Annotated in this window: 12 protein-coding genes; 10 read left to right on the top strand and 2 right to left on the bottom strand. The window is 40.8% G+C overall.

Annotated features, from left to right (window positions below; all coding sequences use genetic code 11):
- Nucleotides 1–243: 243 nt before the first annotated feature.
- Nucleotides 244–990, bottom strand: a complete 747-nt coding sequence (locus SB775_RS17790; protein WP_410862543.1) for a methyl-accepting chemotaxis protein — start codon at nucleotides 988–990, stop codon at nucleotides 244–246.
- Nucleotides 987–1,181 carry a hypothetical protein gene (locus SB775_RS17785; protein ID WP_410862541.1) on the bottom strand — a complete coding sequence of 65 codons (195 nt, stop codon included), beginning with the start codon at nucleotides 1,179–1,181 and terminating at the stop codon, nucleotides 987–989. Before SB775_RS17785 ends, SB775_RS17790 begins: the two co-directional genes overlap by 4 nt.
- Before the next feature lie 1,014 nt (nucleotides 1,182–2,195).
- Between SB775_RS17785 and SB775_RS17780 the strand changes: the two genes are divergently transcribed.
- The 10 genes from SB775_RS17780 to SB775_RS17735 all read left to right on the top strand — a co-directional run bounded on the left by SB775_RS17780 (nucleotide 2,196) and on the right by SB775_RS17735 (nucleotide 12,979).
- Entirely contained in the window at nucleotides 2,196–3,224 is a 1,029-nt protein-coding gene (locus tag SB775_RS17780; protein ID WP_410862540.1) for a TRAP transporter substrate-binding protein, read from the top strand.
- Nucleotides 3,225–3,261: 37 nt separating this feature from the next.
- Nucleotides 3,262–3,834 (top strand): TRAP transporter small permease, encoded by a 573-nt coding sequence (locus tag SB775_RS17775; RefSeq protein WP_410862538.1) that lies wholly within the window; start codon nucleotides 3,262–3,264, stop codon nucleotides 3,832–3,834.
- Nucleotides 3,831–5,108 (top strand): TRAP transporter large permease subunit, encoded by a 1,278-nt coding sequence (locus SB775_RS17770; RefSeq protein ID WP_410862536.1) that lies wholly within the window; start codon nucleotides 3,831–3,833, stop codon nucleotides 5,106–5,108. The genes SB775_RS17775 and SB775_RS17770 overlap by 4 nt, the downstream gene beginning before the upstream one ends.
- A 60-nt stretch (nucleotides 5,109–5,168) precedes the next feature.
- Nucleotides 5,169–6,215, top strand: coding sequence for a TRAP transporter substrate-binding protein (locus SB775_RS17765; protein WP_410862535.1), 1,047 nt, complete (start codon nucleotides 5,169–5,171; stop codon nucleotides 6,213–6,215).
- Between the two features lie 24 nt (nucleotides 6,216–6,239).
- The gene (locus SB775_RS17760) at nucleotides 6,240–7,490 is read left to right on the top strand and encodes a nickel pincer cofactor-dependent isomerase, group 22 (protein WP_410862534.1); all 1,251 of its coding nucleotides are present in this window, start codon (nucleotides 6,240–6,242) and stop codon (nucleotides 7,488–7,490) included.
- 64 nt (nucleotides 7,491–7,554) lie between these two features.
- On the top strand, nucleotides 7,555–9,759 hold the full coding sequence (locus tag SB775_RS17755; RefSeq protein ID WP_410862532.1) for a dihydroxy-acid dehydratase domain-containing protein: 2,205 nt from the start codon (nucleotides 7,555–7,557) through the stop codon (nucleotides 9,757–9,759).
- A gap of 60 nt (nucleotides 9,760–9,819) precedes the next feature.
- Nucleotides 9,820–10,587, top strand: a complete 768-nt coding sequence (locus tag SB775_RS17750) for an IclR family transcriptional regulator (RefSeq protein ID WP_410862531.1) — start codon at nucleotides 9,820–9,822, stop codon at nucleotides 10,585–10,587.
- A 31-nt stretch (nucleotides 10,588–10,618) separates the two neighbouring features.
- Nucleotides 10,619–11,506 carry a fumarylacetoacetate hydrolase family protein gene (locus tag SB775_RS17745; RefSeq protein WP_410862530.1) on the top strand — a complete coding sequence of 296 codons (888 nt, stop codon included), beginning with the start codon at nucleotides 10,619–10,621 and terminating at the stop codon, nucleotides 11,504–11,506.
- Nucleotides 11,507–11,517: 11 nt separating this feature from the next.
- Complete coding sequence (locus tag SB775_RS17740) at nucleotides 11,518–11,817, top strand: UxaA family hydrolase (protein WP_214792231.1); 300 nt, start codon at nucleotides 11,518–11,520, stop codon at nucleotides 11,815–11,817.
- Between the two features lie 4 nt (nucleotides 11,818–11,821).
- A complete protein-coding gene (locus tag SB775_RS17735; protein ID WP_410862567.1) occupies nucleotides 11,822–12,979 on the top strand; it encodes a UxaA family hydrolase in 1,158 nt (385 codons plus the stop codon).
- Nucleotides 12,980–12,990: the final 11 nt, after the last annotated feature.

The raw sequence follows: 12,990 nt of genomic DNA, 5'->3' as shown, positions 1-12,990 counted from the left end.
AATTAAACAAGTTTATTATTTCTTAAAATCAAAGATCTATAGAAATATTCACTTTTTAAATAGCTTTAATAACTATCTATCAGCGTAATGGATAGATGGTTTTTGTATTTCTAAGAATAGAATTGAACAACTTTATTATCAATACACACAAATGTATATTTCTTGCAAAATAAAAATGGGGATTTTGCATTAATAGCAAAATCCCTTTCTTAATATAGGAATAGAATTTGTAGTTCAAGATTTTTACGCGTTAAACTGTTCCACAGATGTTTCTAAGTCATTAGCGAGCTTTACCATCGAAGAGGTTGAGAAGGAGATGTCCTCCATGGATTTTGCTTGTTGATCTGTTGATTGTGCCACTTGTTTTGAAGCCACTGCAGTTTCCCTTGTTAACTCTGCAAAATCTTCTATCGAAGCATTGATTTCTTGAGAACTTGCTGCCATTTGTTCTATAATGGCGGATATTTCCTGTATTTGATCACTTACATGCTCAAAAGAGCTCATCGTCTGTTTAAAAGTTTCTCTTGTATTCAGGACAAATCTTGTCCCTTCCTCTACCTCTTTAGTTCCAGTTTCCATCATTTTCACTGATTCATTTATGATGGATTTAAAATTAAGTAGGGACTCTTGTATATTGATAGCAGATTCCTTGGTGCCTACTGCCAATTTCCGTACCTCGTTCGATACGACCGCAAACCCTTTACCCTGTTCACCGGCTCTAGCAGCTTCAATAGCCGCATTTAGTGATAGCAGGTTTGTTTGCTCTGCTATTCCAGTAATTAAATGTACAATATTCACAATCTCGTTTGCTTGTTCGTCCAACTTTTTTATTTCTGAACTTGTTTGCAGCATCACATCTTTTACTAGTAGAATTTGATTTGAAAGTTCATTTATATCTTTATTTCCAATGGACATTCTAGTCGAAACATGATTTGTTTGTTCGCTGACTTCTGACGAAGCTTCGGCAATTCTTTGTATTCCTATGGTCATTTCCTCGATGATTCTTCACTTCTGTGCAATTGTACTTCTGCAGCTCCTGCAACTTGTTGAATGCCTTTAACGATATTTTGTGTGGAAGTATCCATTTCTTTGATTTTGTGTTCGATATCACTTGATGACTCCAATAGCTGGAATGATGAGCTTTTCATGGAGTTGACGATCATACATGTATTGGTAATCATTTCTTCAAAGCATTTCACTAAAATCTTGATTTCGTCGTTTCCCTTTACCCTAGTGTTGCTAATCAGTGTATTGGCTGTTAATAAATTTCCTTTGCAGCCATACTGACTTTGAGAAGGGGGCTTAACTTTCTATTCAAGAACCATATTAAGGCACCCACTACGATTGCCATTAAGATTACATTGTTTTATATATCGGTAATATATTTAATGAGACCTTTTTAAAATCTTCGGGTGTCCTTTAGTCTTTAACCTGTTGGTAAGAGAGGTTCATTATGAAAAGATCTCAATATTAATAATGAATGGTAATTTTTCAAAAGAGAAAGTAAGAAATAAACCTTTAAAAATGGAATATATCTTTTGAAGGTAGTGGACGGGTTAATAAACTTAATAACAAGGAAAAAAATTAAACAGTCAATACCACTTTGATAAAGCTCAAGTTCAAATAAGAAAAATAAATTCTTATAGACAGATTTTTCATCAGGAAATACAAAATTCCCGACTAAAAGTTAATTTAAAAGAGTAAGGGAATGTATTTTTAAGAAAACCTGGTTTTGTATAATTTTCGATCCTATAAATATCCTAGTATAAAAAAATTTTTTTCTTTTCCGTTCTCATTCTATAAATCTTGACTGGAAGAATGAAATTATTACATGTTGTACCTCTAAATATTAATATGTGAAATAGAGGATTTGTTAAATTGTTATAAAATTCAAAAAATGGTTTGACATTAGTGAAAATGGAAGCTTATAATCAACGTAAGATTTCAAATTCAAAAACCGGGTTTTATATTATAGAACAAATTAACCCTTCATTTTATTAAAAGTAATCGTTTAACGTCATGAATCAACTTGAAAACCGTAATTAGAGGTAAAGTGTTTTCCTTACTCCGGATAAAACAAAAACGGAGTTTTATAATATAAAACGATTTAATTTTGCTTATACAAGGGTGAGGAGAAGTTATTAACATCAGCCATAAATGATAACGCTTACAAAAAACTTTGGGGAGGGTTTTTATTGAAAAAAAGAAAGCTTTTTGCATTCTCCACAAGCTTAACTCTAGCTATGGCATTCCTTTTATCAGGATGTGGTGGAGGCGAGGGAGAAAAAACCAGTGGATCTGGAGTTGAAAAGAAAACGATTAAAGTGGCACATTATTTTGCCGAAAATCATCCTCAAAATATTGCCTTGAAAGAAAAATTCAAAAAAATGGTTGAAAAGGAGAGTAATGGTGAACTAGAGGTTCGGATTTATGCGAACAGTACATTAGGTGCAGAAAAAGAATTTTATGACGGAGTCAGAAATGGAACGATCGAAATGGGTGTTCCAGGACTAATTATGCAGTCGGACATTCCTAAAATGGGTGTTCCGGAATGGCCCTTCCTATTTAGGGATTACGATCATGTAAAGAAGGTATTGAATGGACCTATCGGAGAGGAACTGACAGAAGAGCTTGATCCAAAACATGGAGTGACACCGCTTGCTTGGAGTGCAAACGGATTTAGGATGTTTTCGAGTAATCGTCCAATTAAGAGCATGAAAGATTTTGACGGGCTCCGACTGAGAATGCCGAACATCCCGAATTACATAAAATTAGGTGAATCATTGGGAGCGAACGTTAGCCCATTACCCATTTCAGAAGTTTTTACCGCACTTGAACAAAAGGTGGTTGATGCTCAAGATAATCCCATTGCCACGCTGAGATCCTCGGGGTGGAATGAAGTTCAAAGTGATGTATTAGAATCCAAGCATATGTTCAGCCCCAATATTTACATTATCAATAGCAAATTCTATAAAGGGCTAACAAAGGAGCAACAAAAAATCATTCAAAAAGCAGCAAAAGAGTCGGCAGCATATGAGTTTGAATTGATGGAAAAAAGTTATGAAGATGACAAAGCATATCTTAAGGATAATGGAATCAAATTCACTACGCCTGACGAAGACTTTTCAGAAAAAATGTTAAAAGCATCCCAACCTGTTTATGATGACGTCTTTAAGGAAAATGACTGGGCGGAGGAGCTCGTCGGAAAAATAAAAGCAGAATGAAGCAGGCGCTCTAGATTAGGAAGGGGGAGATGTATAGGTGAATAAAATATCCAAAATATTGGAAAATTCGTTGAACATTATAATGGCATCTGCTTTAGCAATAATGGTCGTACTCGTGTTTGGTAATGTAGTTCTTCGTTATTTCTTTAATTCAGGAATTACTTGGTCAGAAGAAATGTCAAGGTATCTCTTTATATGGTTGACGTTCCTCGGCGCCATCGGAGCTTTCAAAAACAAAGAACACTTAGGTGTCGACATGGTCATTAAACGGCTTCCGAATAAAATGAAAAAAGTGGTACTTGTTATTAGTGATTTGATGATGTTATTCGTTCTTCTCTTAATCCTGGATGGAAGCTGGAAAATGACTATGATAAACATTGATAGTGCTGCACCGGCCACTGGAATGCCACTGGCTTTTGTATATGGGACAGGTATTCTTGTAAGTATTTCAATGGGCAGTATGATCATTTTCAATTTGTTTCGGATTTTCTTCAATAAAATTAAAGACGAAGAATTGGTGATGATAAGTGAGTCAGAAGAGCTAATTTCCCTCCATGCTGATGAATTTGAGTCAGATATTAGGATAGTTAAGGAGGAGAAGCAGGGATGATAGGTGTATTTGTCGGATCTTTACTGGGAGCAATGGGACTTGGAATACCTATTGCATTTGCCTTACTTGTTAGTAGCGTAGTCCTTATGTTCTTTCTTGGTATTTTTGATAGTCAAATTATTGCACAAAACCTAATCAGTGGTGCGGATAACTTCCCTCTAATGGCCATACCATTCTTTATGCTGGCAGGAGAGGCGATGAATCGGGGCGGTTTATCACGGCGTATCGTTGAGATGGCAATGAAATTGGTGGGTCATATCAAGGGAGGCCTTGGTTATGTTGCGATCATTGCCAGTGTGTTGTTTGCGAGTTTATCAGGATCTGCTGTTGCCGATACGGCAGCGCTTGGGGCTATATTAATTCCAATGATGGTGAAGTCCGGTTATGATGTGAACCGGTCAAGTGGGTTGATTGCATCAGGTGGTATCATTGCCCCGATTATTCCGCCAAGTATTGGTTTTATCATTTTCGGGGTCGCAAGCGGTGTGTCCATTACAAAGCTGTTCATGGCAGGAATCGTTCCAGGTATTTTACTGGCGGTTGGACTTACCGTTACCTGGGCCATTGTTGCACGAAAAGATAAAGTCGCCGTTAACCCCCGAGCTTCAGCAAAAGAAATACTTACTTCTCTTCGCCAAGGCATTTGGGCTCTATTCCTGCCCGTCATTATCATTGGTGGATTGAAATTCGGTTTATTTACACCGACTGAAGCAGCAGTGGTGGCTGCAGTCTATGCAATATTTGTTGGTCTTGTAATCTATCGCGAAATGAAAGTGAAAGATTTGTATGAGGTTCTTGTTCATGCAGGAAAAATGACGAGTGTTGTCATGTTTCTGGTTGCTGCAGCACTCGTGTCATCCTGGCTGATAACCGTAGCCGATTTACCTGGTCAGGTAATTGGATTGCTGGAGCCATTTATGGATCATCCATTGCTTCTATTAATAATGATAAACCTATTGGTTATCGTAGTTGGAACTGCTATGGATATGACGCCGACAATCCTTATTCTAACACCTGTCTTGATGCCATTGGTGGTCGCTGCAGGTATTGATCCAGTTTACTTTGGTGTCCTGTTTATCCTGAATAACGCCATCGGTTTACTTACACCACCTGTCGGAACCGTTTTAAATGTCATGTGCGGCATAAGTAAGATCAGTATGGAAGAAATCATGAAGGGGATTTGGCCTTTCTTGATCGTTGAAGTGATTGTATTGATCTTATTGTTACTGTTTCCTTCATTGGTGCTGGTTCCTCTAGGATGGTTTACCTCCTAACGGAATTAAACTGCTACTTCGGTTTGTATGCTGATATTCATCTTATTTTATAGGAGGAAAATGATAATGAATAATTTGTTTAAACGTTTGGCGGTCGGAGTTTTACTGCCAGCAGTACTGTTATTAAGTGCTTGCGGAAGCGGACAAAATGAAAGCGCTTCAGCTGACGGTATCCAGAAAAGAACAATCAAAGCAGGGATCGGAAATAGTAAAATGCATCCACAAGGAAAAGGAATGGAGAAATTTAAAGAACTGGTTGAAGAAAAAAGCGGGGGGAAAATGAAAGTCCAAAACTTTTTTGATGCCACCCTCGGAGATGATCAGAAAATGACTGAAGCTCTTCAAGGTGGCTTACAGGAAGTAACTGTTCCTTCAACCTCACCACTTGTTGGTATGATTAAGGAATTTGGAATTTATGATTTCCCATTTGTCTTTAATAATGAAGAAGAAGCTTATACAGTACTTGATGGTGCAGTAGGCAAAAAACTTTTGGATAAATTACCGGAACATGATTTAGTAGGTTTGGGATACTGGGAAAATGGTTTCCGAAACATAACCAACAGCAAACACCCTGTTAAAACGGCTGACGATTTCAAAGGGCTTAAACTTCGTACCATGCAAAATGAAGTGCATTTAGATGCATTTTCAAAGTTAGGGGCGAATCCATCGCCGATGGCTTTCTCAGAAGTATTTACTGCACTGGAAACAGGCACTGTTGATGGGCAGGAGAACCCTCTCGCAACCATTCAAACGCAAAAATATAATGAAGTGCAAGAATACTTAAGTCTTACAAATCATGTTTATACACCATTTGTATTCCTTGTAAGCAAAAAGTTCTGGGATGACCTATCAGAACAAGAGCAAAAAATCATGAGTGAAGCTGCACAAGAGGCTGGAAAGTACCAACGGGAAGTTAACCAAAAAGAAAATGAAAAAGCACTTAAGTATCTAAAAAAAGAAGGAATGAAAATCAATGAAGTAGAGCCGGAAGAAAAGGAAAAAATGAAGAAAATCATCCAACCAGTGACGGACGAATATGCTCAAAAATTCGGGCCGGATCTTGTAGAGGAAATGATGAGCGAAGTTGAAAAAGTACGCGGTAAATAATCCAGACTGTTTGGAGGATTGAAAATGGATATTATCTCTGAACTTTTACGTGAAATCCAATTACCGAAAATGGTCAAAGTGAGGCAGAAATTTCGTACACCTCAAATCGCTGATGTAGCTGGTGAGGTGAAGAAGGCGATAAAAGAAGCAGGTGTCTTATCAAGAATAAATGAAGATGACAGGGTGGCGATTGCAGTAGGAAGCAGAGGGGTAGCGGATCTTCTTACTCTAGTAAGAGAAACGGTGGCTGCCGTTAAGGAGGCTGGCGGCAATCCTTTTATAGTCCCTGCAATGGGAAGCCATGGGGGTGCTACAGCGGAGGGACAAATCGATGTATTGCTTCAGCTGGGTATTTCAGAAGAATCGGTTGGAGCGCCAATAATGTCATCGATGGAAGTTATTCAACTGGATGAATTGCCAAATGGGCTCCCTGTCTATATTGATAAGCTTGCATATGAATCAGATAAAATCATAGTCATTAATCGGATAAAACCACATACGGCATTTCGTGGACCGGTTGAAAGCGGACTAATGAAAATGATTACAATCGGTTTAGGCAAGCAAAAAGGAGCCGAGGCTGCACATGCATACAGCTTTAAGTATATGGCGGAACATGTCCCTGAAATGGCGAAAATTTCCTTAGCGAAAGCTCCTATCATATTTGGTCTTGCGACTATTGAAAATGCCTATGATAAACCAGCGAAAATCGTCGCAGTCCCAGCGGAGGAACTGGAGGAAGTGGAACCGGGACTATTGCTTGAAGCAAAATCATTGATGCCAAAAATCCATTTCGATTCGATCGACGTACTTATTGTAAATGAACTCGGAAAGGATATTTCGGGAGATGGAATGGATCCGAATATCACGGGTAACTTCGCCACTCCATATGCTACCGGGGGGCCAGAGGTTAAACGGACCGTTGTACTGGGACTTACTGAAAAAACTCACGGTAATGCAAACGGCATCGGCATGGCTGATATGACGACGAAGGCCGTCATGAATGAAATTGAATGGGAAAAAGGCTATGCCAATGCACTCACAAGCACAGTGACAGATGTAGTAAAGCTCCCGATGTTTTTAGATACGCAGGAATTGGCTGTTAAAGCTGCTATCAAAACGTGCAATGCCTTCGATTTGAATAAAGTGAGAGTGGTAAGAATAAAAAATACGCTTGAAATCGGTGAAATTTGGATTTCTGAAAGCATGATGGAAGAAGCTTTAAAAAATAAAAATATCGAGCTCCTTTCAGAACCAGAGGAATTGGCACTAGACTAAAAACCTTCGTTAATATTTTAAGAGAATGGAAGAATTCATTTGAAATCAGAAAAGGAGTGCTGATATGACACACCTATATTCACTTATTGATAACGAAATAAACCCTTACCGCGATAATGTACAGGGAAAAGCAAATGAACCCATTACGGTTGCGGGTTTGTTGGACCGTTCGAAGCTGACGCTTGGCTCCACATATGAAGGGGGGAAGCCTGATTGGACGCTTGAAGAAATTTATTTGCGGCTCGAGAGGAATGCCCCGCGTATCGCAATTATCGGTGGTTCGTCCGATCATCCGGCCCACATAATGGATTACCAAACGTCGGCACGGGCAGCAATACGCATCTGGCAAAACGGCGGCGTGCCGTTTCATTTCTCGACACCGGTAATGTGTGATGGAACTGCGCAAAACAATCAAGGAATGAGTTACTCTCTCCAGAGCCGAAACGCGGTTGCACAAATGGTTGTCAACCAGCTAGAAGCTCACAGTTATCATGGTGCATTCGTCATTCAAGGGTGTGATAAGCAGCCTCTTGGTGTTGTAAGTGCACTCGCACATGTTGATCGTATTCGCCGAAACCGTGGTGAAGCCCCCTTTTTCGCAACATTCGCACCTGCTCACGTATTAGAAGGCGGCTCGATTCCAGCTGACGTGATCGAGGAATTGGAAACTCTTGCGAAAAAAGCGGAAAGTAAAGGAGCTAATGATGTAGCCGTTGATTTACGAGATACGATGGCATATATATTGCAATGTTCATCGAATACTGCATTTCAGGGCGTGTTTGAAAGGGCGTATGAAAGAGGAATATTGACGAAGGAACAGCATAAATATTTTGAAATGAGACTTGCTGTCGCAACATGTGACGGGCAGGGCGGTGTATGTGCATTCAATGGTACGGGGAATAGTTCACGTCACTTAGTGGCAGGCATGGGTCTCGTTCACCCAGCCGTGGAGCTGTTAACCGATCCACCAACACAACGCCAGATTAACTGGGTGCTTGATAGCTTCGCCGGCATGATAAACGAAGAGCGCTATGGTGTGGCCAACATTGTCGCTGCGAACATAAAAAATGCAATCCGTATTCACAGCGCTTCGGGCGGTTCTACTAACTTAATGATGCATATTGTCGCAGGCATGCTTTATGCAGGATTCAAATTCAGCTTATGGGACCTTGACCGCATTCATCATTCACATCCAATTCCTGACTTATTTGATTACAGTTTGACAGAAGGAAGGGACATTTATTCACTTGCGATGCAGTGTTGCAGCGGGACAAGCAGAGGAATGGAAACACTTTTTTATGAACTTATCGGGAATGGTGTACCAATGGATCAGGATGCGCCGACCGTCGCAGCAAAAACCTGGAAAGAACGCCTTGCGATTACAAGTAGCCTAAAAGCGGTTAATGTAAAGAAAAATCAGGTTATTTTATCCAATCCACGCCGTGGATTCAGCGGTGTTGATGTTTTAAAAGGAAACTTCTTTGAAAGCGCCGTTGTAAAAATCAGCGGAATGCCGACACCACAGCTTGACCATTTCGATGATAAGCTTGCATTTGTCCTTTATTACGAAAATGAAGATGATGCAAATAAAAGCCTGCTCGATTCAAATCTGCTTTCAAAAATAAAAGAGCAAAGGCTTTTCGAACATAAGCTATTGCTAGAATCTCTTAAATACAACAATGAGCCGGAATGGTCTCTTCTAAAAACTGCTACATATGGGGAGTTATTTGACAGGATGGTTGAAGAAGGCACATTGAAAATTGCGGTCATTATCTCAGGGCAGGGGCCAGTAGCATTCGGAATGCCGGAAATGTTTACACCAATGCAACACATCAATGCAAATCGTGTTATGAAAAAAATCGCTACAATCATTAGTGACGGCCGCTATTCAGGAGTCACATATGGTGCTGCTATAGGACATATGACACCGGAATCGTATGAGGGCGGCGGCATTGGTTTACTTAAATCAGGGGATGTAATTCACCTTCAGCTTCGTCATCGCCGGATTGATTTTGTGAATGCTACTCAACTTCATTCAGGAAAGGTTGTTCATGAATTTGAGGATCATTTTAAAGAAGAAAGACAATCATTGGCAGCTGAACGCAAGCAGCGGATGAAAGTTAGACAAAAAATGGTTGCGGCCAGCAACCGGATGTTTGGACATACAGATGCAGCAAATGGTGTTGTCCCTATCGCTGTAATTGAGGATGCGGTACTCGATTATGAACGGGATATTTTACTTCAAGGAAAAAAAGTAGAAATAAAGTGAGGAATGCTCGTCATAAATCCGATAATATAAAGGTAGACAGAATAAAAGGAGTGAGGAACGATGCCTATCATCCAATCGGTGGAGCGTGCCTTGAAAATATTGGATTTATTTGATGAGCGTGAGCGCGCACTAACTATCACAGAGATAAGCAAGCGAATGAATTTACATAAAAGTACGGTTCATTCACTATTAAAAACCTTACAGGAGCATAACTATATTTCACAAGGCGAAGAAAATGGAAAATACTCGCTAGGGTTAAAGCTTTTGGAGAGGGGAAACGTTGTTGTGACCCATCTCGATTTGCGCAACGTAGCAAGAAAACATCTTGAATGGCTGTCAGCAACAACGAATTTAACGCTGCACCTTGTCATATTAGACGGTCAGGAAGGTGTCTATGTCGATAAAGTGGAGGGCACAGGGGTAACGGTCCTCTATTCCCGTATTGGCCGGCGAGTTCCGATTCATACGAGTGCTGTTGGCAAATCTCTTGTTGCAACCAAAACGGATAGTGAACTGGATTTGCTCTTGGCCGGCTATGATTATACGGGTCCGACCGAAAGATCGATTCGATCCAAGGAGCAGTTTTTAGCGGAAATCGAAAAAGTACGCATTAATGGCTATTCAATGGATAATGAAGAAAACGAACCGGGCATTTACTGTCTTGCTGTACCGATAAAAGATTATTCAGGAAAGGTAATCGCTGCAATGAGTGTATCGATGCCTGCTTCGAAAGTAAATGAAGAAACACATGAGTATTATGTACGTCTCTTAAAGGAATGCAGCAGTAAAATTTCGCAGGAGCTCGGTTATGAATATCAAAAAATATAAATGAGGCCTGCCATGTAGGAGGAACTAGAAAATGAGAATTATTCGCTATGTAAAGGAAAATAAGAAACAACTTGCTGCCGTGACAAACGAAAACAATGTGGTGGACCTTCCCTTTACGGATTTTATGTCGTTGATTACAGCGGCACGCCATGATAACAAAACGGCGTTTGACATTGTAAAACAAATTGTAGCCGAAGGGGAAAAGCGGCCATTGCAAGGTCTTCAATTAACAACGCCTATCGATGCACCGGAAGTATGGGCATCTGGCGTTACGTATAAGAAAAGCAAGGAAGCACGTAACTACGAAGCAACACAAGGAAAGCTGGACCGCCAAACTTTCTATGACAAAGTTTATGATGCTGTGCGTCCTGAGATTTTCTTTAAATCGACTGCAGCAAGAACCGTGGGCCCGAATGATCCGGTATACTTGCGTTCTGATTCAAAATGGCAAATCCCGGAGCCGGAGCTTGGTCTTGTCATCGATAAAGAGGGAGCGGTACTCGGATATATCGCAGGTAATGACATGAGCTGCCGTGATATTGAAGGTGAAAATCCGCTTTATCTTCCACAGGCAAAAGTATGGAAAAACTCTTGCTCCATTGGACCGGCCATCTTGTTAAAAGAGGCTGTTCCGGATCCATATGAGCTTAAAATCATGTGCCGTATTTATCGAAATGAAGAAAAAGTATTTGAAGGTGAAGCGAAAGTAAACCAACTGAAACGAAAATTGGAAGAGCTTGTCGACTATTTAGTCTTAGATAACACTATTTTTGACGGATCAGTGTTACTTACAGGTACATGCGTGGTTCCGCCAAATGAATTTACATTGAAAGGCGATGACCGAATCGAAATCGAAATACCAGGGATTGGCGTATTAAACAACCCGGTTATCCAAAGTAAAGCAGTTCAAACAATTTAAGGGGTGACAAAATGGGCGAGTACAAAACACTTTACTTAAGTACGAAAGATAGTGTAGCTGTCGCTTTATCCGAAATCCCTGCAAACACATCGGTAGTTGTGAAGACAGACCTTGAAGAACTTGTCGTACCCATTCTTGAACCGATTCGTTTTGGACATAAGTTCGCAGTCAAAGCCATCGAACAAGGAGCAGATATATTTAAATATGGGGAAGTCATTGGGGCAGCCTCAGCTTTTATTCCCGCTGGTGCACATGTTCATGTACACAATTTAGAAGGTAAAAGAGGAAGGGGTGACAAAATTGCTGAATGAAAAAATGCAGTTTTGGGGCTACCGCCGTCAGGATGGCCGCGTCGGAGTCCGGAATCATGTACTGATTTTGCCAACGATAACATGCGCAACCCAAACTGCACAGCGCGTCACAGAATTGGTGAGCGGAACCGTCACATTCATTCATCAGCATGGCTGTGCGCAAGTGGGCTCTGATTTTGATCAAACAGCCAGAACCTATGCGGGAATGGGGATGAATCCAAATGTATATGGTGTCATAGTACTCGGCCTTGGCTGTGAAACACATCAGGCGCACCGTATTGGAGATGAAATTGCTAAATGCGGTAAACCAGTGGAAACTGTATCGATTCAGGAACATGCCGGCACTCTTCAAACCATCGCCGAAGTAGCTAAAATTGCGGTCAAAATGGTCCAGGATGCCTCAATGGTGCAACGGGAATTATGTGATTTTAGCGAGCTGATTGTCGGCACAGAATGCGGTGGGTCTGATGCATGCTCCGGCTTATCGGCTAACCCGGCAGTCGGACGTACAAGCGATTTGGTTGTTCAACAGGGGGGAACCGCAATATTAGCGGAAACGACTGAACTTATCGGTGCAGAGCATTTGATCGCTAACCGGGCTGCAAACGACCAGGTAGCCAAAAAAGCTTATGCGGTTATTAAAATGATGGAAGACCGCTCGATTCAAATGGGCGTAGACATCCGCACCGGAAATCCGAGTCCGGGAAACATTGAGGGAGGTCTCAGCTCAATCGAAGAAAAATCACTGGGGGCAGCGACAAAATCAGGCACAACCAGGCTGGAAGAAGTCATTGATTATGCCCAGGTGCCCACAAAAAAAGGGCTCGTATGGATGGATACGCCTGGCCACGACATTGAGCAATTGACGGGTATGGTCGCAGGCGGGGCCCAAATCGTCCTCTTTACAAGTGGAAGAGGGACGCCAACAGGTTCTCCTATAACACCTGTCATAAAAATCTCAACTAATACACCAATGTTTGACAGGATGAATGAAAATATGGATTTAAATGCAGGTACGATTGTTGATGGTTTAGAAACCGTTGATGAGGTGGGAAGTCGCATCATGGAAGAAATCCAACATGTTTCAAACGGAAAACTAACAAAAGCGGAAATCTTAAAGCAGCATGACTTTGGTATTTGGAGAATTGGACCGACATTCTAAAACGAAAAAGG

It is taken from the genome of Peribacillus sp. SIMBA_075 (assembly GCF_046534585.1).
The sequence above is the reverse complement of the archived record's forward strand: the minus strand, read 5'-3'. Positions and strand labels throughout refer to the sequence as shown.

Bases quoted from the DNA above. Each gene is read 5' to 3' on its own strand.
- SB775_RS17760 (WP_410862534.1), top strand. From the start codon at position 6,240: ATGGATATTATCTCTGAACTTTTACGTGAAATCCAATTACCGAAAATG.
- SB775_RS17790 (WP_410862543.1), bottom strand. From the start codon at position 990: ATGACCATAGGAATACAAAGAATTGCCGAAGCTTCGTCAGAAGTCAGC.
- SB775_RS17750 (WP_410862531.1), top strand. From the start codon at position 9,820: ATGCCTATCATCCAATCGGTGGAGCGTGCCTTGAAAATATTGGATTTA.
- SB775_RS17785 (WP_410862541.1), bottom strand. From the start codon at position 1,181: ATGATTACCAATACATGTATGATCGTCAACTCCATGAAAAGCTCATCA.
- SB775_RS17740 (WP_214792231.1), top strand. From the start codon at position 11,518: ATGGGCGAGTACAAAACACTTTACTTAAGTACGAAAGATAGTGTAGCT.
- SB775_RS17745 (WP_410862530.1), top strand. From the start codon at position 10,619: ATGAGAATTATTCGCTATGTAAAGGAAAATAAGAAACAACTTGCTGCC.
- SB775_RS17765 (WP_410862535.1), top strand. From the start codon at position 5,169: ATGATAATGAATAATTTGTTTAAACGTTTGGCGGTCGGAGTTTTACTG.
- SB775_RS17735 (WP_410862567.1), top strand. From the start codon at position 11,822: ATGCAGTTTTGGGGCTACCGCCGTCAGGATGGCCGCGTCGGAGTCCGG.
- SB775_RS17755 (WP_410862532.1), top strand. From the start codon at position 7,555: ATGACACACCTATATTCACTTATTGATAACGAAATAAACCCTTACCGC.
- SB775_RS17770 (WP_410862536.1), top strand. From the start codon at position 3,831: ATGATAGGTGTATTTGTCGGATCTTTACTGGGAGCAATGGGACTTGGA.